This window comes from Cytobacillus purgationiresistens (genome assembly GCF_030813235.1).
Lineage (GTDB): Bacteria > Bacillota > Bacilli > Bacillales > Cytobacillaceae > Cytobacillus > Cytobacillus purgationiresistens.
Genome location: NZ_JAUSUB010000001.1, coordinates 411,800 through 431,561, shown reverse-complemented (window position 1 = coordinate 431,561; position 19,762 = coordinate 411,800). Strand labels below are relative to the sequence as shown.

Sequence of the window (19,762 nt, the reverse complement as noted above, 5' to 3'; positions counted from 1 at the left end):
AAAAACGCCGTCAGATGATTGACGGCGTTGTTTCATTCTTAATGAAACATAATTGTAAATTAACTCCATTAAATTAGGCGCTTTTTAATCTAATTATCTCTGATACTTTCCAATATTGTATTGGACTATCATATCAAAATTTAAATATTATCTCGGTACATCTTTGTTAATTGCCTCGCATTACCTGTAATTGAATAAATTTTTGTATGATACAAAGCATCTCCTTCGGATAACGATTTCTAACCATTGAGATGCTTTGTAATGATAATTCGTCTTTATTGAGTTACCTCTTCTCCTTGATAAATCCGATATGCTGGCACTACCGTATCCGTAACAATTTCTTTTCCTTTGTCTCGAATAAAGTCTAATTTATAGTAGGCATCAAAACGCTGACTGATTTCGGTTTTAACCAGTTCAGGCGGTGTGACGACGATGAATTGGAACTTAAGCTTTTCTGCGACTGCGAAGATCGGATCCAGAACATGTGCAGAAGCAGCTTGTCCAAATGGATTGTCGCATATTAATGGAACCCAGCTTTGGTCAGTTTCACTTTTTACGGATAATAACATCATCATCATGACCATTCGTGCAGACAGCTTTTGTCCGCCGCTCCCATCAGACTTAGTCTTGGAGCCTTGATTAATCGTCTGCCATGTAGAGTAATGCTCCTTCTTCGGTTTTCCATACATAAAGGCATTGTCCGTTCTCATATTGTATACGAGTAATTCTGGATAACGATTTCGAAGTGAAATAAAGAGTATTTGCTCATCGCTGATTAATTGTTTGATTTCTTGCTCTAGTGCCCGATTATTGTCATCAATCATGTCAAATTGTTTCGTAATTTTATCGATGGCTACAACGAAATGTTGTTTCAGAAGCGGTTCAATATCATCCGCTTTTTTCGGCAAGATGTCTACTTTTAGCTGGACAAGAGGGAAAGCACCCCGCTCATTTCTAATTTTCATTTTTGCAATCATTGAACGTATAGCCTCAGCAATGCTCATCACCTTCATGCTGGCTCTGCTGGCCCAAAAGTCCTGCGCTTTTTCAGCACGCTCTTTGTCGCGGTCCAATTGCTCTAATCCGCTCTGAGAAAAACGTTTCATGTTCTTTACGATTGTTTGAATATGCTCGTAATGGCGTGTATCCATATGATCAAGAGTGGTTAGGACTTCATTTTTAAAGCGAATTTCCCAATCTTTCCCCTCGATTGTCAGTTTCAGATTACGCAAGGTTTGTTCGACTTTGGCTTGCTTCTCTTGACCTTCATCTTGTATGGCTTGATGCTCATTGCACCAGGATAAAATACATGCTTTTCCTTGATTTTTTATTTTTTCAAGGTCCTCTTCATTAAATGGTGCCGCTGAATCTTTTAGGATGACAGATAAGGTTAACATGTCACCTTCATGACCAGTAATATTTGTTTCAGTTTCTTTTTGCTGTTTTTCGGTTCGCTTTAGTTCTTCTTTTGTTTGTTTTGTTTGATCCTTGATTTCAACTTCTTTTACTTCAAGATCCGTTTCTTCCCATGCTTCAGGTTGTTTGTCATGCTTGCTGACTTTTTTCCCGGCCTTTTCCCGCTGATCGGCGGCATGCTTTAACGAGGTTTCTGCAACCGTTACTGCGGTACCTTGCTGACGCTCCTCTTTCTCAGCAGACTTTACTTCCTTCTGCGCGGTTTGCAGCATGTTCTCCAATATACTGATTGGTTCATCCGCTTTAGGAGATTCCTTCCACTTTTCATTAAAATTAAATAGCTTTTTCTCTAATTTTCGCTGCTGCTTTTGTTCCGTATCTTTTTTAGCTTGAAGAACGAGCAACTCCTGTGCTTGCTCTTCTTTCGATTTTTGCAATTGGTTTAATTCTGCAATGCTGCCATTGATTGAATCTAATACATGTGATGATAGATTGGGAATCTCTTCTGATTGCTCCGCTTTTTCGTCAGCAGGAAACGCAGCTTCTTTTATAAAGACTGAAATCCGCTTGATCGCTTGTTCTGTTGCATGCTTCCACTCTAAATACGTTTGACTCCACTCGCTTTGCAGCACCCTGTTCTCTTCATATTCTTTTTCCATTTTTTGCTGCTGGATAAGGAGAGATTCCTTTTGCTTTTCCTGCTCTGTTTTCACTCGCGTATTCTCTTGATAAAGCCCTTTTTCCTGCTCGAATTTTTCAAGTGTGTCCGCGTCTTTCGTATTTGATTCTATCTTTTGCAGAACTTTTTCTATTCGCTCTTTTATTTCAAGCTGTATTTGTTTCTCTTTTTCCTGTTGTGTTGTGATTTGCTGTAATTCTGTTTTCTTGGACAGGATCGCAGTTTGTTGAATAGTAATTGCTTTTTCGATATCGCTGCATAGGTCGTTTGAAGATAGCCGATCTATGTCCTTTAGAATGCCTCGTAAGGAATGCTCTGTTTTCTCAACTTCAATTAATGTTTCTTTCTTTTCTTCAATTTCCTTAGCCATCTTTATTTTCCAGTTAGTAAACTGATTTTTATTTGTTAATAGATCTTGTTCTGTGCCATTGATGATGACAAAGGATGCCTCACCGGCATTTTTCATTTCTTCCCTCATGTAAATCGGTACGGGACTTTTAAACATGCGGCCAGAAAGAACTTGCTGGTTGATTTTTTGCCATTGATTTCTACTTACGACTAGTCCATAGGGCAGCAGAGGATACTGAAGAAGGTAATTGGCACATTCCTGATCACTAAGCGATTGAAGGAATTGTGTACCGTAAAAAACATCAATCCCTGTTTTTTCATCGATCCATTCCTTTAATTCTTTAACATCCTTGTTCGCAATCCAAAAATGTTCATCATTTAAGAAATGATCCAGCTGTGTTTCCCATAATTCCTTTTTAATCTCTTCACTCTGCTGGCGGTTTTGATTTAGAATTTCCTCTACATCCCTGCTGTACTTTGATAAAAGTGCATGAGTAAATGTTTCACTTAGCTCAGGCAAAAGGCCATGGAGTTTATCTGCAAGCTTCGTTTCTTTTTGCAGCTGCTTTTTATGGGCTTCTACTAACTTTTCGCAGTTGTCTTCAGCAAACTGTAGAGCTTGAACAAGGGTGCCATGAGATGTCGCAAGCTGATTTTGTTTTTCTCTTGAATCTTTTTCTTTTCCCTGCAGCTCAGTAAACTCGGTCTTTTTATCTTCAACCTGTTTACGGAAGTGCACTATAAACCCTTTTAAATCATAGGTTAGGCGGTCGCCGAATTGTTTTGTCAGTTTTGCTTCATTCTTTTCAAACGCTTGAATTTGTCTATAGAGAGATTCCAAATCTGAGCTCAGCTGCACAATCTCTTTTGTTTTTTGTTTATCACGGCTTAAAAGATCTTTCGTTTTTTTAGTTAAATACTTTTGGTAGCCCAAGTATAGCTTTACAGCTCCTTGGATGGATTGAGAAGCATCGTTCCATTGTGTCGCTGCTTCAATCTTGATTTCATCCATTCGCTGATTCACTTGCTCTAAACCGCTATTCTGTTCCAATTTCTCCACCTGTTGTGATAGGGAAAGAACGGTTTGTTCGATTTCATTCCATTCTTTAAGCAGTAAAGAAAAGGCTAACTGTTCTTTTCTTTCATTCTTTTCATTAACAAATGACTGTAAAGAAACATGTTTTTTGTTTTCCTCTTCCAATTTCAGTTCCCATTGCTTTACTTCTCGATGCGACTTAGCATATTCTAAATTATCCTTTTGAAAGCGCAGTTCCAAATGACGGGCTATTAATTTCTCATTGTCTTTTTCCAAATTGAGTAATGACTCTTTTTCTGCGGTAATCACATGTTCTAATGCGCCCAGCAGTTGTCGCCCCACCTTGGTGCTCGCACCGACAATTTCTTTATGCCGGGTCCCGATAGCCAACTGTTCTTCAAAGGGGACAATATCTTCTAAAAACTCTTTATGCGCTTGTTCTCTTTTCAGGAGTACAGGGAGATCCTTCGCAATGCTGGCCTGACTTTTAAAAATTTCGACTAGATCATTCCGCTGTTGTTCTGTTCGATGCAATACTTGGCTAACAGTAGGGATAATCCGTTTTTGAAACAGAGAATGATCGTCCTCTGCTCCTTCGAAAAACTTCCCAACCCCGCCTTCATCTTTGTTAATTTCTTTCATAATATCCCAGTCTTTACGATTAATTCCGTATGTATCTAAAATACGGTAATGCTTCTTCGTATCCCGATATACGTCATAGCCATTCCACTTGAAATAATCCTTGAGGGACTCAGTGTCAGCTACTTTACCATTTTCGTATAATGGTATATGTTCGAGTGCTACATCTTGCTTACGGTCAAATTCCCGGGTGTAAAAGGTGATATTAGGAATGATCTTTGCATCCTTTTCCAATGATTGATTCTCAGATGCTCCATCATCATTCATGGAGATGTGCTGTTCAGCTGTGAACATGCCGCCAGTAACTAAATGGCGCTTATCTGCACCGTCCAATTCCCATTCTATGAGAACGTGAAACGTGTAGGGGATAAATTGCTCTTTATTATTAAAGAAGAACTGCTGGTAATAACGGTTATTTTGCTTTCCCCATGAGGTTCCAGGCTTAAGTACTTGGAAAATGGTTTGCAGGAACACGCCTTTCCCGCCGCCATTCATCATAGCAATGAGACCATTCGTTGAGGTCTCTTCATTATGAAAATTAAACGTAGTATCTTCGTATTGCTTTTGCATACCGTCGTATTTAAGACCAACAATTCTAATGCGATGGATTTTCGGCATGTTCATCCTCCCTAGCTGTCATTAATTCTTTTAATAATTCATAACGGTCATAATCATGATACAGATATTCAATTCGCTCGAATAACTCTGTTTTTGGAATGGCTTTTGGAATATCATCTCGATCGAGAATGACGATGAGACCTTCATTTTCCAATAAACGCATGGCACTGGCAATTAAGCCAATTCTTGTTCGTTTATGCCCTTTCTTGAGACCGTAATCATCCGTATCTACCTCCATGTATTTCCACGTTGTAACAACCTCCTTCATATCAATCCGGACTTCCTCGCCAAAGGAAGGCTTTGTTTTTAATATACTTTCCCAATTGGTGATGAGGTCATTTACCTGCCGCTCTAATGAAAAATAGCTTATTCCTTCACGCATCGTCCGAATCATCGCTGCTTGATTGCGGTCAATTGTTGCAAGAAAAGCCATAATGATGAGACTAATAATATGAAATTGTTTCTTAGTCTCTATCTGTCTATGCTTTTCCTTCATATGTGTGAAATTGGTTGCAAAGACAGATCCAGTAGGCTGTACAACCAAATGGATGCGCTTTGGTGATTCAATAATATATGTACCTGATTCATCCGCTAATAATAAAACTGTTTGTCGCACTTCCGGTTCGTAATAAGTCTGAAAGTGTTCGCTATTCTCGTCGATTATTTTCTCTTTTAATAATGAAAAATAAATAGCGGAAGCTTTTTTGATGGTTTCTGCATTCATCCCTTTTCCTCCTGTACACATATTTTAAAAGGTGTAATTTTTGTGTTATACCATATAAAAGGCTCTGCTAGATGATCGAACTTTGTAAATAGCTTTGAACCTTCAAAAACTTGAAACTGCGGGTACTCATTCATTAGCTTATATAGCAGAATCTCTCTCTCATCGCTAAGCGTTTCTTCATTCCGATGCAGCACTTGGACTTTTAACGGTTTTTTATCAAACATCATCCATAAATCAAGCGTCTCTGATTCTTCAAACCATAGGTCTTGAATTTCAAGCGGCAAAGTATTAAGGTCCGTTAATGAAAACTCGCCATATGTTTGCAAGTATTGAAAAACATAGCTCCATGCCGTAATCACAGATTCCCAATTCGTCACCCGCATGGGAATTAGATTTTCTTCCGCTTCCTCTTCTAACACTGTATCAATCATTTGATTTTCCACGAGTTCCTGTTCACCCCAAATCCAATCCATCGGCAGTATGAATTCATTCTTTGGTGAGAATAAAGGGGAAAGAATACTTTCAACGTCATCAAAGCTCTGGACGCCTTCCTTCATTAACCAGTTTTCATATATATGTTCGCGGAAAGATACAAGGCTGTTTTCCCAGAATAACGATGGGTTTTCTGCTTTTAATTTCATCTCATATGAAATATTTTGGATGACAAGCTTGGCAAAGCGATCATGCAATTGCCGCGTATGGCCAATTTTTTCCTGAAGAATAAACAATTCTTGCTGAATATGATCATCTTCTTCATTCCGACGCTTTGTTTTTTCAATCATTGATGAAATCGTTCGGAAGTGGGCCTTCTCTTCATCAAACTGTCTCTCAATCTCCTCGCGGTTATCAGCCCGTTGCCGCTCTTCTTCAATCAATAATACTTTGGGATTGTTGATCATTTCCTTTTGAAAGGTGTATTCACCGGACATTAAGCGATTCACACGTGAAATAAGGTGATCGAGGTTTCTCGTAGCTTTTCGGAAATTGCCGTTTTTAATTAATTGCATACTATAAAGCTGTTCAATTGTGATGGAGAATTCCTCTGCCATTTCTCGACTCATAAAAATCATTTCTTGAGCAACGTCTGTAAGTTTATAGACGATTGTGCCACCCATCTCCAGGTTCGTGTACAGCTCATCCATTGTGACATATCTGAAGGTTTGTGTTTCCCAAGATTGTCTGATTTCATCATAATATAATGCTTCAAATGGCTTGCTGTATTCTTCTTTCCCTTGGTAAAGAAGTCCACTTGTTATTCGATCAATTTGCTTATCATCTGCCAAAAGCTTCATTTGTTTAATGGCTTCTTCTACCATATACTTGATATCTGACTTCCGCCTGTTGTCATCATCATTCAATTCACTGTAAAATATATTAAGAAGCACTTGCATGAGAATGGTTTGGATGTGTGGCTTCAAATCGCCAACCTCCATGCCCCTGCCAAGCTCAAACAGCGGATTTAATCGTTGAATCCGTCCAGCGAATCCTTCCCATGACTCATTCACATCCATCTCCTCCATGTTTCTATTGTTAATACTTCTTGAGGTATTCGCTTATTTTGCTGCCATAATTGCAGTAACTGTCCCTTTTCCTGTTCGGTAAACCATGAGAAGAATAGATCACGATGCTCGCTATTTTTAAATTGGCCCATTTTTTGATCATTGCTCTGGTCTATACATTCAAGCATTTTGCGATAGATTTTCAGAGCAGGCTGAATGCAGCAATCCGGATATTTTGCTATCAGACGAATCAAGATGCTGTATCCGACAGCATCGATATCTCCCGCATAATAAAAGAGGTAAGGCTTAGGCGGAAAGATTCGAAAGAAAAAGGAAAAACTTGTTTCGATATTGTGACCTTCACCGTAAATGATCAATTCAGGTTCATAGTCCAGTTTATTTTCTTCCAGCAGTTTAATCGCCGTATGGAAGAAAGACTTATTTTCAATAATTAATACGCGTTGGATATCTGTCAGTTCTGTACCTTGTTTAATCCAGAATACAAATGGATCTCCATATTTCACGATCTTCAAACCATCCTCTGAAATGCCTATTCTATTTAAAAACCCAATGCCTTCAGGAAAGTCCTTTGCATCTGTTAGAAATTTTTCATGGCCAAACAACTCTAGGCTTCTTTCTTCAATGGAAACAGTTTCCCGCTCCTCGTTCGTTTGAAGAAAATCATAAAGTTTCTCTATCCGCAGCCATTCATCATGAGATTGCCATTCTGGATGGCGCTCATAATATGAAAAGTCAAGCTGATCACTGCGCTTCATCATTTCAAGACGATCCCAGGTGGTCGTTTGTGTCTTTAGCGCAACCCAAAAATATAGTGGCAGTGCTGGACTTCTCCCATTTGATTGTTTGTTTTCAATTGGGAGCAGGACCCCTTCATCTTGAAGCTTTACAATCGATTGATAAAACCATGAATATCCATCCATATCAAAATAATGATCGATCAACTGCCTTAGCTGAAGTTCCAACTCATTGATATTGATTTTCTTTTTTTGTTTCGGGTGTTGAATATCCTCAATAAAACCTCTTACTCTTGTCTCGATTACTTCGATGGTGCTCACCTACTTAAATCTTCTTAGTATCATATGGATGACAGAATCAATCCACAATGAGTATCCTATCATTATAAACTATCAATAGGTCTAGCGTCATTGACGCAGCCGTTTTTAGTTTTTTGAAATTGTTTGTGTGATGCTGTAAGTGTTTGTCATTTAAGCTGCATCCTTTTTTTATTGACCTTTACTAAACTTACGATTTAAATTGCAGTAACTTTTAAACATTAGATTGCGTTTCCCAGCTTTGAACTCGTAAATTTCATACGAGTTCTGCCTTTCTTTTTTTATATCTCTAAAAAGATCCTGCTTTTTCTTTAAAGCAGGTGTATTTCACTGCCTCAACTGGTTCATTATATAATCCGGTTAAGTATGTGAAGGGATTTCCGGAAAGCTCTCATTCCCGTTTACTCGCAATCACAAGCAGAGTCTTGTGATTTTTTTATTGCTGAAAATGGGAGGATAGAAAGATGGAAACGTGAACGATTGAATTATCAAATATAGAAGTATCATATTTAGATAAGGACATATTGGACATTCTTTAAAAAGCAAACTCTGAGAATCAGCATTTTTTGTTAAATGATAATATACCATTTCAATCAAATATCCTGTATGATGGGTATGATTATACCTAGAGGAGTACACCACTTTGAAGCTCTTTAAGTTTACAATGTATCAGACTATTTTAATTAGCATGGGTATTCATAACCAATGGTTTTTTAGATCGATACTTGGGACCACCCCTTACCTATATCGATATAATAGCTGGTATTGTGTTAATATCTATCTTTATTCTGGCAGCCATCATGATGGTGAAATTGTACAAAAGTCATCATGCGATTATAATGCGGATTAAGATATTATTATCTATTGTTGCAATAATATTGGCAGTTGTTTTTATTGTGTTCATGGAAAATACTTGGTTTGAAATAACCGGAAGAATGTTATTCTAGTTAAATGTTAATGACATATTAAGTTGGAGCTAATTTCTCGTTGAATAAGCTCCTTTTTATTATCCATTTTTCAATCTCATCTTATCCCCTTCTTCTAACTCCCTCCATTGACGAAAGATGATTTCTATTAAATAACCAGTTATAATGAATGAGACATTAAGGAGATACATATATTTAGTTGTATTACTATTTCGGGGAGGAACAACATGAAAACACTGGAGATTAAACGCTTTACCGTAGGAACCGTCATTAAAAGCACTCTTTATTTATTATTCATTCCCATCATCATAATGATTATAGTAGGACTCATTACTACGATGGTCCTTATGATCGAAGACGGAGCGGTAGCCTTGATGGGGATATTTATTATGCTGCTGGCCTCTTTATTTTATGCTGGAGTATACTTAGGGATGATTGCCTTAATGACTGTGATTTATAATTGGCTTGCAGGCAAATTTGGCGGTTTGACCATCATTGTACAGGAAAAAGATGAAATCGTTGCAAAAGAACAAATATAAAAAAAGCTAATCACTACAAAGAATAACAGGGGCAATGATACCTGTTATTTTTTATGGTTTTCATTTTAAACGGTTACTTAACAATTTTTAAACTTCAGTTTAGCTTTGTGCGTTTTGAATAATCTCATACCGGAACACTATCGATTTTGGTGAATGCTCAATTTCTCCATTTCTTATAAAAAAATACGTATCCACTTAATATGCTGCTCAAACTAAACTTTAATTACTCTTTTTTTATTGAGCACTAGGTTGGAATTAGTGACCAATGATACAAAAAACTAAAACTAATTTTGTCACAGGGCGAATCTCAGACATTGCTTTTTTTGGTAGTTTTTCTTATATTAGACTCATTTTCTATGTTAAACTATAAGTAAAGATAATTACGCATTATCTTTACTATCCATAATATGATTATCGTAAACTAGATTAGGAGAATCAACAATGAATGAGATCATCCATCTGCAACAGATTACAAGTGAACAATATTTACACAAGTTGCAAACTAAATTAGAATCACAAAACTTACTTGATGAGAATCGAAATTTGTCACTTGCAGATAGTTCTGATCAGGACTTTTTAGAAATGTTTTTTATTGAAAAAATATTGACGACGAATAAAAGGCTCTCCCCTCATACATTAAAAGCTTATCGTTCAGATGCGAAAACATTGCTTATTTATTTTACAGAGCATGAACTAACCTTTCGTGACATTGGCTTCCCTGAAGTGAAAGCTTATAATCGGTACATAAGAGAGAAATATGCAGCAAAATCAGCCATAAGAAAATTAGAGTTCTTCAGACGGTTATTAGAGTTTGGTTATGAAACTCAATTTTACAAGGCTCACCTCTCTACTTGGATTTCAAAGCCATCTTCCAAAAAGGGACATTATATAATGGAAGATTCTCAAATGCGACCTCAGGTGAGAGAGTTAAATCAAAAGGATGCAGAACATTTAATTGCTTGTTTCCCGAAGATAGTAAAAGCGAATACGAATCGGGAGCAATTAGAGAAACGCAACTTATTAATCGGTTATCTTCTCTACACAACTGGATTGCGTGCAAGTGAACTATTAAGCTTAAATTGGGGAAGTTTTCGACATAATCGACAAGGTATTTTATACGCTGATGTCATTGGTAAGGGAAACAAACCTCGTTCGATTCCAATGCGTGAAGAAACAATTAAAATCCTTCTGGACTATCGTCAAAGTATTGGTGAATCAGTAGAAATCAACCCAGAAGATATAAGTCCTCTTTTCTTTGCGCTTTATAATAAAAAGGATTTTCATGCTGAGAAAAAACGTTTAACCTATGCAAGCCTCTATAAAATAGTCAAAGAAGCTGTAGGTTTGGCGGGTAAGCAAACAAAAGTTTCCCCTCATTGGTTTAGACATACTTTTGTTACGATGCTGTTGGAAAATGATGTGCCACTTGCAGTTGTGAAGGATTGGGCTGGACATGCAGATATCTCAACGACAAATGTTTATCTGGAGAGAGTAAATCAAGATCAAACCCATCTGCACCTGCAGAAGGTTAGTTTGTTTCAATAAGATTATATAAATCCGGAATCAATGAAATGCATGATATGACAGCTTCAATTTTTGGTGAAAGATAAAATTTACACATTTTGTTTCACCGATGATGGTACCTAGAGGCAAAGAAGTAACGATTTTGCATTCCCCTCATCTTTGGTGCTAAACGGATTAAGCCGTTCATCTCGTGCTAGAATAATGCAGCTCCAATCTTCAAAATGAATAGGTTATAAAATGGGCTCACACTTCAGGGGAAATTGTAGTAATCGATTTTAATGAACTTCATGTGTGTGCAGCATGCTTGCATCAAAATTTCTATTAAACCCAAAATGTTCTATTGCTTTTAAAAGGTAAACCATCTAACTGTTGACTTTCTTCCATAGGTTCAGGTTTTGCTCAGTAGCTTAAGATAAAAAAGTATCGAGGTACTATCTATTTATCTTGTTGAAATCTGAATGAATCTACCCCCAGAATATAATAATAGGTTTCAAGTTCTTCTTCAGTCATGACAGATGATTATCAGAATCATCTGTTTTACGTTTTTTGTTGGTACCACTCCCATACTACCTCTTTAGGTGAATATAAGTAATTTAATCCAACTAGTTTAAACATTCTTCGTCCACTTAACTAAGTAAAAGTTTTTTCCTTTTTCATTAAATTGAATCTAATGATTTTTCTAAGAAGTTTACTCATCACCCCCCATCTATAAAAGACGGGGATTATTTAACACTTCCTTATAGCTAAATACCTTAGAAATAACCTGGAAAAGAAAGACTTTCTAATTTTGCTTTCGCAGTTAAATCATCATTTAAAGTGGTTTCTATACATGCAACTAGTGGTAAAACGATGGTAAGGATGCCGTTTTTAAAGTCAATCTCAATACCCGAACACTCTTCACCGCATTCTACGAATGTTTCTGCTCTTTCACTATTAGTGTTAATTACAACCTTAAAACAGATATCAAAACAATTTTGAGTTGTGCAAGACATTATTTTCACTCCTTTCGCAAACATATTATGTTTTATTTTTAGAAGTAGAAACGGCATTTATCTCATTTTATTGGCCTTTTTTATCTTACGAGATATAACTTATTAAGAGAGCCTCTTCTTTAAATAGACGGGGATTATCTGATACATGTTTTTTAGATCACAACTAGAAATAACCTGAAAAAGAAAGACTGTCTAATTTCGAATCCACACTTAAATCATCATTTAAAGTGGTTTCTACACAAGCAACTAGTGGTAAAACGATAGTAATGATTCCATTTTTAAAGTCAATCTCCATGCCCGAACACTCTTCACCACAATCTACGAATGTTTCTGCTCTTTCACATTTAGTATTGATTACAACCTTAAAACAGATATCAAAACAATTTTGAGTTGAGCAAGACATTATTTCACTCCTTTCAAAAACATACTATGTCGTTTTTAAAAAGTAGAAACGGCATTTATATCATTCAATTTGCCTTTTTTATGAAATTGATTTTAAGAGAGCACTTATTAAAACAGCCTCCGATTTGCTAGATAAGATAGGGCTTCGGTATGATCTCCGACGATTAAAGACGTTGTTGGAGCCAGTTTCCCTCTTTTATTGGTAAAGTGTTTGTCAGGACGGAAGCGATTCATTTTATCAACTTCGACACGATGTACATTTTTCACAGAGTGACCATTCATTATCGTTGCTACTTGGCTTAAAACAGGTGTTGCCAGCGCTTCAAAACCAAGTTGATCAATACATTCCTTGCTGAAAGCATGTGGTACAGCCACGGTTGAGCCGACTCCAAGGTCTCTGCGGCCACATGCTAAATTGATCGCATATTTGCAAGCAGTTACAATGTGGAGCGGTGTATGACAAGTAAGATAGTGATTTAGGTCATTGAGCGCTAAATCTACACCGGATTGAACAGAATGGACAAATGGAGTTAAGTCTTCCTCGGAAATAACGAAATCTCCGTCAATGAATAGCATAATATCTCCTTCGGCAAAATACGCACCAACAGCCCGCCCTGTATCAAGGCCAAGTTTTTCATTATAAATGATCACTTTTGCTTCGCACTTTTCTGCGATCTCTGCTGTTTTATCTATTGTCCCATTCACCACGACAATGATCTCGATCGGTTCTAGTTTTCGGCATTCTTCAATAATGGATCTGATCAATTTTGCTTCATTTTGTACGGGGATAATAACAGAAAGCTGCTTTCCTTCATAAAGAGTAGATCGTTTTCCTCTACCTAGAATCACTTTTGGCATGTGTTTTGTTGTTCCGGATTTTAATTCCTTTATAATATCGAACCTTCTTCCCCCATCAGAATATCCTGCTCTTGGATCTCTCATCTCCTTGGTGCAATAGGAAATGGCGTTGAGATGATACCCCAACATTCGTTTATCAGAACCAGATTGTGCATCGCTGTTTGTTTGAACCTTTTTATTTGAATAGAGTGAAACGTCCCCTATCGGTAAATGATTAGCAATTCTAAATTGATGATCAATAATATTCAAATGAGCGAGAACCGGATTGGCAAGACATTCAGAGTGAATCGCATCCACAGCTTGTTTTGTCATAGCATAGGGAACGAAAATAATTGAATCGATTTTTAAATCGGAACGATGAAAAAAATGGTTCGTAATTTGGGGCCAAATGACAGTTGGAGGAGGCTGTTGTTTTTTATAAAAAACATAGTCCATTTTATTGATCACTACATCTGCTGTTCCATCAATCAAAGGTTGAAGAAACATTTTCATAGTGGGGGAAGTGATACCTATTTTTGAATCAACGAATAATAAAATATCCCCTTTTGCTTCTTTTGCACCAATCGCATGCCCTTTATAAGTATCAAGTAATTCAGCACAAACGAAAACTCTACAATCATATGTTCTCGCTATATCGATGCAATGCTTGCACTTTTCATCGGCAGCTACTATGATTTCATAGGGCTGTAACTGCTTATACAACTGTATAACATGTTCCAACGGCACTCCGTCATTGCACACGGAAATAATGATTGATAATGCCTTATTATGCATCCCCTATTCCCCCTTACATTCGATAAATATTCTTCGGTCTTTTTCATAACGCCTCCATTTTCTGTGAAATAAAGGACGAACAGATCATTCAATCTTTAACCTATATGTTATAATTGTTTTTTTTCAACACTCGACGTGTATCGATAATATTCGGTGCCTTGGTAATGAGTTCATAATCGATAACGGAGTGATCAGTTAGTATAAGGACAAGATCGAATTCTTTTATGTTTGTTTCTGTTAAATGAATGGAGTGGTGGATTTTATTTCCTATTTCAATAGATGGGATATATGGATCATGGTAAGTGACATCGTATTCTTCATCCAAGAGATTCTTAAATATCATTAATGCTGGAGATTCACGCACATCATTTACATCTTTTTTATAAGTGAGTCCAATGACAAGTATATTTCTTTCGTCTTTATTCATTGCTTTTTTAACTCGCTCTATCACTTTTTTTGGCATATGTTGATTAATATCGCTGGCAGCTTGAACGAGTTCGCTCATAAGCCCATGTTGCTGTAGCTTCCATTGCAAATAGAGAGGATCCACTGGTATACAATGACCGCCTATACCAGGACCAGGCCAATACGGAGTAAATCCAAATGGTTTAGTGGATGCTGCCTGTAAAGATTCATAAAAATCAATGTCCAGTTCCCTGCATAATGTATCCATTTCATTCACTAACGAAATATTGACTAGTCTCTGGGTATTCTCAAAAATTTTCCCTAACTCAGCAATTTTTGGTGAGCTGACAGGCACTAATTCGTTAAAAATCGTTCCATAAAAGGACTTGATCATTTCAAGGCATTTATCTGTCTGCCCACTAACAATTTTCGGAATCGATTTCAACGTAAAGCTTTTGTTGGCAGGATCGATTCTTTCTGGAGAATAGCAAAGAAAAAAGTCATGTCCTACTTTTAGTCCCTTTTTGGATAAAATGGGCAAGACAACTTCTTCCATTGTTCCCGGATAAGTAGAGCTCTCATAAATTAAGGTTTGTCCATTCTGGAGGTGTTGTTCAATGAAATGTGTGGCAGAATAAAGGGCTCCTAAATCAGGTTCGTCATTTTTGGTGATAGGGGTAGGAACAGTTACTATAATATATGAGGCTTGCATTAATGACTCTATCCCATTTTCGGGAAGCTTAGCTTCGAACAATCCATTCTTTAATTCAGTTACAGAAGAATCAGACACGTCTGGTATATAACTTTTTCCGTTCTGAAGTGCTTCGATTTTGCGTGGATCTTTATCGATCCCGACTACTTCATAATTTTCATTGGCGATATGAAGAGCGAGCGGAAGACCTACATATCCTAACCCGATGACAACCACTTTTTTTCGTTCAGAAACCAGGCTATTTTCTTTTTGCAGTTTTTCAAGCATCTCCCACTTTCTATTTCCTGCTGTAAAGCCGCATCTGTTATTTATGGTATTAAAAAGATGCGCCAATGCTTCCACATGGTCTCCTAGAATTCGATCTGTAGAGGCCACCCGACCTTCAATTCGGCGGTGTTCCTTGCGTATTCGGTTCGGTTTGACCACATCGACATAATGTACCGGCTTTACGTTGAAGCCTTCCATAATGGACTTTGCCTGGAATAGTGGAGGGCTCATCAAATATTCAAATCCTATCTTCTCAATTACCTCCCTGCGTATTGCGTGGGGCACTGCCGTTAAAGAGTTAATGGTTAAATCAACCCGTTTCAGCGCCATATTTAAAAAGTACTTGGCAGCGCTAACTGCATGCAGAGGATGATGTTTATCCAACAAGCATTCCAAATCATTCAACGCCACATCGACACCCGCTTCCGTCGCTTTTAAGAACGGTAGCAAATCTTCGGCTTTGACAATAAAATCACTGTCGACAAACAAGCATATTTCGCCCGTGCTGTGCATAGCCCCAATTGCACGTGGTATATTATGGCCTAATGGATCATTGAATTCGAGAATCAAGGCTCCCGCTTCTACGGCTTTTCGTTTTGTACCCTCATCCGACCCATTCAGTACGACAATGATTTCATCAACACCTGCCTTCCTGACCTCTTCAATAACACCTGTGATCGTATCGGGCTCCTTGCCAACCGGTAAAACTGCACTAAATTTCGCTTGATTTTCAGCGGGTTTTTCAGGTTTAGGATAATTATGCAGAAAGGAACGGTCCCGTTCTCCATCTGTCAGTCCCCCTCGTATTCCTCTTTCCTCAATGACATGTGAAACAGCTTGTAAATGGTCTCCTAAAATAAGGCTTGTAGTAGATGAAAAGGGGGATCCTTCCATTTTACCTTGATGACATGGACGGATTTTATTTGTGCCTATGACATCAATAGAAACCGGTGCGCATATTTTAAGTTCATTCAACACCGCTATTGTATAGGCTAGTGGAGGACAAGCAAGATTACGCCATCCGATTTTTTCGATAGCTGTTTTCTTGATCACATGCGGGATGGCAACCAATGATCCAACTGAAAAATCTCCATGTCCCAAAATATGGTTAAGATCAAACTTAGCTAAAGCAGTTGGATGGGGACGAGTTTTTCGATGCATCGTCCAACTTAAATCATTCAATGCAATATCGTACCCTTGGCCAATGCTGTCGATTAGTGGCATTAATTTTTCATGTGAAATAACAATATCCCCATCTACAAATAGTAGAATGTCGCCTCTTGCCTCCTTTGCGCCAATTGCTCTGCCGATGTCAATTCCAAGTGGGTCCTTAAAATAAACAATATGGCAGCCATACTTTTCCGCGATATTCTTGGAGCCATCTGTTGAGCCATTAACAACCACGATGATTTCAAAAGGCTTTAATTGCTGCAATTCTTCTAAAATAGGTGCTAAAGTGGCTTCTTCATTTTGAACTGGGATAATGACAGATAAGTTCATACGCTTCTCTCCTTTAATAAGTTGCAATAAGCTCCTTGTTTTATTTTGAATACTAGTTTTCGAATTGAAAAAACACTAAGTAATACTAATATATACAGCTTGAACAAGTTCGTGCTCGGACAGATATACAATCTAGTAAAAATGGTTATTTGTTAGTTATGCATTAACTCTAAGGTGGATTAATAGCGATTAAAAAGGATAAATATCCTGTAATAATAATTCATTTGTTTATGTGAAATAATGGAATGAGTGTTTTTCATTCTGCAAGAAAAAGGTCGGGATTCAATTCATAAAATTGAAAAACAAAAAATAAGCGACTTATGTTGAGGTAATAGCGGCAGCTTTTTCTAAGCGGGGGTTATTAAAATATTGTTTAATGGGTAGGGCTAGCTATAGCAGGAGTGTTAACTAAAAGTGTACGTTTAAGCGAAGTTGGTTCACCGTCCTTCATTCTGATCATTGATGGCATTATAAAAAATGAATCATTCATTATTACAATCACAAAAAAGCAAAAGTAAAACGGAAAGGATTGACCGTTGTATTTGTTTTATAAGATATTCTCTCTATTAGGGGTAGCATCATGGCTTTACCCCTGAAAATCCTTCCTATCGTTTTATATATGAGGTTTTCCTGACGATGCTCCACTGCATAGATATAAAAATTATATTAAATATACCAATCTTTAAAAATACCCAAAATGCTAAATTAGCAGCTTGGGTTCGGCTCAATATCTGCAGGATACTTTTGGAGGGCCTCTACAGGCAATTGGCATTCAATCCATCGCCTCTATATTTATCTTTTATGGCTATGGATTGGGTATATAATGAAAAAAATCTATACTCCTGGGCACACTTTTGGTTATTGTACTATTCTTTATACAGATTCTTTTAAGCCGACTATGGGTGAAGTATTTTTATTACGGTCCTATTGAATGGTGTTGGAGAAGCTTTACATACATGTAAAAGCAGAAATTAAAAAGAAATCAGGTAGGATGAATTAAGTTCCATTTATGAATTTAATAGTAGTAGCCTTAAAACACATATAAACCAAACTTGATATTAGCAATAATTAAGAAAACCGTTATTTGAAAAAGATTGAACGAAATAACGGTTTTCTATTTTATTTAATAACAAGTTCATATAATAAAGATTGATTATTCGTTATTAAATTGGGACACTTCTACTGTTCCTCTATCCCCTCAAGATTCCTTCTATCAAAGTGATCGAGCAATGCACGCACTTCATTCGTTGACTTTGTGCTCATTAATTGATTTCTCAATTCACTTGCCCCTTGAAAACCACGGACATATATCTTAAAAAAGCGAGGAAGAGGCTTGAACGGACGTGGTTCTAATTTTGAATATTTATCATGGAGATCCAGATGCAACCTTAAGAGATCAAGCAATTCTTTACTACTATGATCTTTCGGCTCCTTTTCAAAGGCAAATGGATTTTTAAAAATACCACGCCCAATCATAATCCCATCCACACCATATTGATGAGCAAGTTTCAAGCCAGTTTGACGGTCAGGGATATCCCCATTGATCGTCAAAAGAGTATCTGGAGCCACCTGGTCACGAAGTTTCTTAATTTCCGGAATTAGTTCCCAATGAGCATCTACTTTGCTCATTTCCTCTCTTGTACGCAGATGAATGGAAAGATTAGCAATATCTTGTTTCAATATGTGTCTTAGCCAGTCGTGCCATTCGTCTACATCAGAGTAACCAAGCCTTGTTTTCACACTCACGGGCAATCCTCCTGCTTTTGCTGCTTGTATTAAATCTGCTGCAACTTCGGGACGACAGATAAGGCCACTTCCCTTCCCATTCCCTGCCACATTAGGTACAGGACAGCCCATATTGATATCCACACCCCTAAATCCTTGATTCGCCATACCAATACTCATTTGTCGAAAGTTTTCAGGATTATCCCCCCATATATGGGCAACAATTGGTTGTTCATCCTCTGTAAAAGTCAAACGCCCACGCACACTGTGGTTGCCCTCTGGGTGACAATAACTCTCCGTATTTGTAAACTCTGTAAAAAACACATCAGGTCTGCCCGCTTCACTCACTACATGGCGAAAAACAACATCCGTCACATCTTCCATTGGTGCCAGTACAAAAAAAGGTCGTGGTAAATCACGCCAAAAATTATCTTTCATATTTAAATTCAAATCCTCTCATTATGGGATACCAGGCCAATCCTTTATCCCAAAATTAAAAAGCAAAAATATCCCTGCTTCTTTTACACTTATAGCATGCTTTTGTACTGTTAATCAAACTATAGTTAATTTGGAACATTTTAATCTTTACTATTAACAATAAAAAGTGTAAAGAAAACCGAGTAAAGAAAAAACTGTATAAAGCTTCTTTTATATGTTGATTAAATTCATATAAGAAGAATCGGTGCCTAATCATATAAATTGAAAAAAACTGAGGATCAAAAAATACCAATGAGAATTAAACTAAAAAATGATAGTCCATTCGGTATGGCGGGTCTATGGGAATCCTGGCATTCACCAGAGGGAAAGACCATTTACTCTTGCTCAGTAATTACTACGGAGCTTAATGAATGAATGTCTACAATACATGAGAGGATGCCAGTAATATTAAACCCTAAAGATGAAGAAAAATGGTTAGATCCTACCAATCCAAATACCGATTTATTAGATAAATTACTCGTTTCTTTTGACCATGAAAAAATGGAAGCTTTTGAAGTCTCCACAGAAATAAATTCACCTAAAAATAATTCACCACAACTAATAAAAACCATTTGTTAATAGGCTATTCACATAACAATAAAAATGAGACCCTCCATACGGTGAGTCTC

The 19,762-nt window shown here is 37.2% G+C and carries 13 protein-coding genes and 2 pseudogenes; 5 read left to right on the top strand and 10 right to left on the bottom strand.

Annotation, left to right across the window (positions count from 1 at the left end):
• Window positions 1-275: 275 nt before the first annotated feature.
• Genes J2S17_RS02200 through J2S17_RS02185 form a run of 4 tightly spaced genes read right to left on the bottom strand, consistent with a single transcriptional unit; the run spans window position 276 to window position 8,035 of the window.
• Window positions 276-4,736 carry a coiled-coil domain-containing protein gene (locus J2S17_RS02200; protein ID WP_307471456.1) on the bottom strand — a complete coding sequence of 1,487 codons (4,461 nt, stop codon included), beginning with the start codon at window positions 4,734-4,736 and terminating at the stop codon, window positions 276-278.
• The gene (locus J2S17_RS02195) at window positions 4,714-5,460 is read right to left on the bottom strand and encodes a DUF6063 family protein (protein WP_307471454.1); all 747 of its coding nucleotides are present in this window, start codon (window positions 5,458-5,460) and stop codon (window positions 4,714-4,716) included. Before J2S17_RS02195 ends, J2S17_RS02200 begins: the two co-directional genes overlap by 23 nt.
• Complete coding sequence (locus J2S17_RS02190; protein WP_307471452.1) at window positions 5,457-6,971, bottom strand: hypothetical protein; 1,515 nt, start codon at window positions 6,969-6,971, stop codon at window positions 5,457-5,459. The genes J2S17_RS02195 and J2S17_RS02190 overlap by 4 nt, the downstream gene beginning before the upstream one ends.
• Window positions 6,962-8,035, bottom strand: coding sequence for a Wadjet anti-phage system protein JetD domain-containing protein (locus J2S17_RS02185; protein ID WP_307471450.1), 1,074 nt, complete (start codon window positions 8,033-8,035; stop codon window positions 6,962-6,964). The genes J2S17_RS02190 and J2S17_RS02185 overlap by 10 nt, the downstream gene beginning before the upstream one ends.
• 722 nt (window positions 8,036-8,757) lie before the next feature.
• On the opposite strand from J2S17_RS02185, the gene J2S17_RS02180 reads away from it, so the two are divergent.
• The 3 genes from J2S17_RS02180 to J2S17_RS02170 all read left to right on the top strand — a co-directional run bounded on the left by J2S17_RS02180 (window position 8,758) and on the right by J2S17_RS02170 (window position 11,042).
• The gene (locus J2S17_RS02180; RefSeq protein ID WP_307471448.1) at window positions 8,758-8,979 is read left to right on the top strand and encodes a hypothetical protein; all 222 of its coding nucleotides are present in this window, start codon (window positions 8,758-8,760) and stop codon (window positions 8,977-8,979) included.
• 206 nt (window positions 8,980-9,185) lie between these two features.
• A complete protein-coding gene (locus J2S17_RS02175; RefSeq protein WP_307471446.1) occupies window positions 9,186-9,497 on the top strand; it encodes a hypothetical protein in 312 nt (103 codons plus the stop codon).
• Window positions 9,498-9,938: 441 nt separating this feature from the next.
• Complete coding sequence (locus J2S17_RS02170) at window positions 9,939-11,042, top strand: tyrosine-type recombinase/integrase (protein WP_307471444.1); 1,104 nt, start codon at window positions 9,939-9,941, stop codon at window positions 11,040-11,042.
• 731 nt (window positions 11,043-11,773) lie between these two features.
• Here J2S17_RS02170 and J2S17_RS02165 read toward each other — a convergent pair.
• From J2S17_RS02165 to J2S17_RS02145, 5 genes and pseudogenes are all read right to left on the bottom strand, one after another.
• Window positions 11,774-12,013: a hypothetical protein gene (locus J2S17_RS02165; protein WP_307471442.1), complete on the bottom strand. Its 240-nt coding sequence runs from the start codon at window positions 12,011-12,013 to the stop codon at window positions 11,774-11,776.
• Window positions 12,014-12,176: 163 nt separating this feature from the next.
• Window positions 12,177-12,416 carry a hypothetical protein gene (locus tag J2S17_RS02160; protein WP_307471440.1) on the bottom strand — a complete coding sequence of 80 codons (240 nt, stop codon included), beginning with the start codon at window positions 12,414-12,416 and terminating at the stop codon, window positions 12,177-12,179.
• A 107-nt stretch (window positions 12,417-12,523) separates the two neighbouring features.
• The gene (locus J2S17_RS02155) at window positions 12,524-14,047 is read right to left on the bottom strand and encodes a glycosyltransferase family 2 protein (RefSeq protein ID WP_307471439.1); all 1,524 of its coding nucleotides are present in this window, start codon (window positions 14,045-14,047) and stop codon (window positions 12,524-12,526) included.
• Window positions 14,048-14,147: 100 nt separating this feature from the next.
• A complete protein-coding gene (locus J2S17_RS02150) occupies window positions 14,148-15,431 on the bottom strand; it encodes a nucleotide sugar dehydrogenase (protein ID WP_307471585.1) in 1,284 nt (427 codons plus the stop codon).
• A 411-nt stretch (window positions 15,432-15,842) separates the two neighbouring features.
• A pseudogene (locus J2S17_RS02145) lies at window positions 15,843-16,931 on the bottom strand (glycosyltransferase family 2 protein); the annotation flags it as partial.
• Between the two features lie 836 nt (window positions 16,932-17,767).
• Here J2S17_RS02145 and J2S17_RS28780 point away from each other — a divergent pair.
• Complete coding sequence (locus J2S17_RS28780; RefSeq protein ID WP_370874927.1) at window positions 17,768-17,893, top strand: DUF418 domain-containing protein; 126 nt, start codon at window positions 17,768-17,770, stop codon at window positions 17,891-17,893.
• Window positions 17,894-18,110: 217 nt separating this feature from the next.
• Here J2S17_RS28780 and J2S17_RS02140 read toward each other — a convergent pair whose 3' ends face one another.
• On the bottom strand, window positions 18,111-19,094 hold the full coding sequence (locus J2S17_RS02140) for a tRNA dihydrouridine synthase (RefSeq protein ID WP_307471436.1): 984 nt from the start codon (window positions 19,092-19,094) through the stop codon (window positions 18,111-18,113).
• Window positions 19,095-19,385: 291 nt separating this feature from the next.
• Here J2S17_RS02140 and J2S17_RS02135 point away from each other — a divergent pair.
• Window positions 19,386-19,712: pseudogene (locus J2S17_RS02135) on the top strand (SOS response-associated peptidase).
• Window positions 19,713-19,762: the final 50 nt, after the last annotated feature.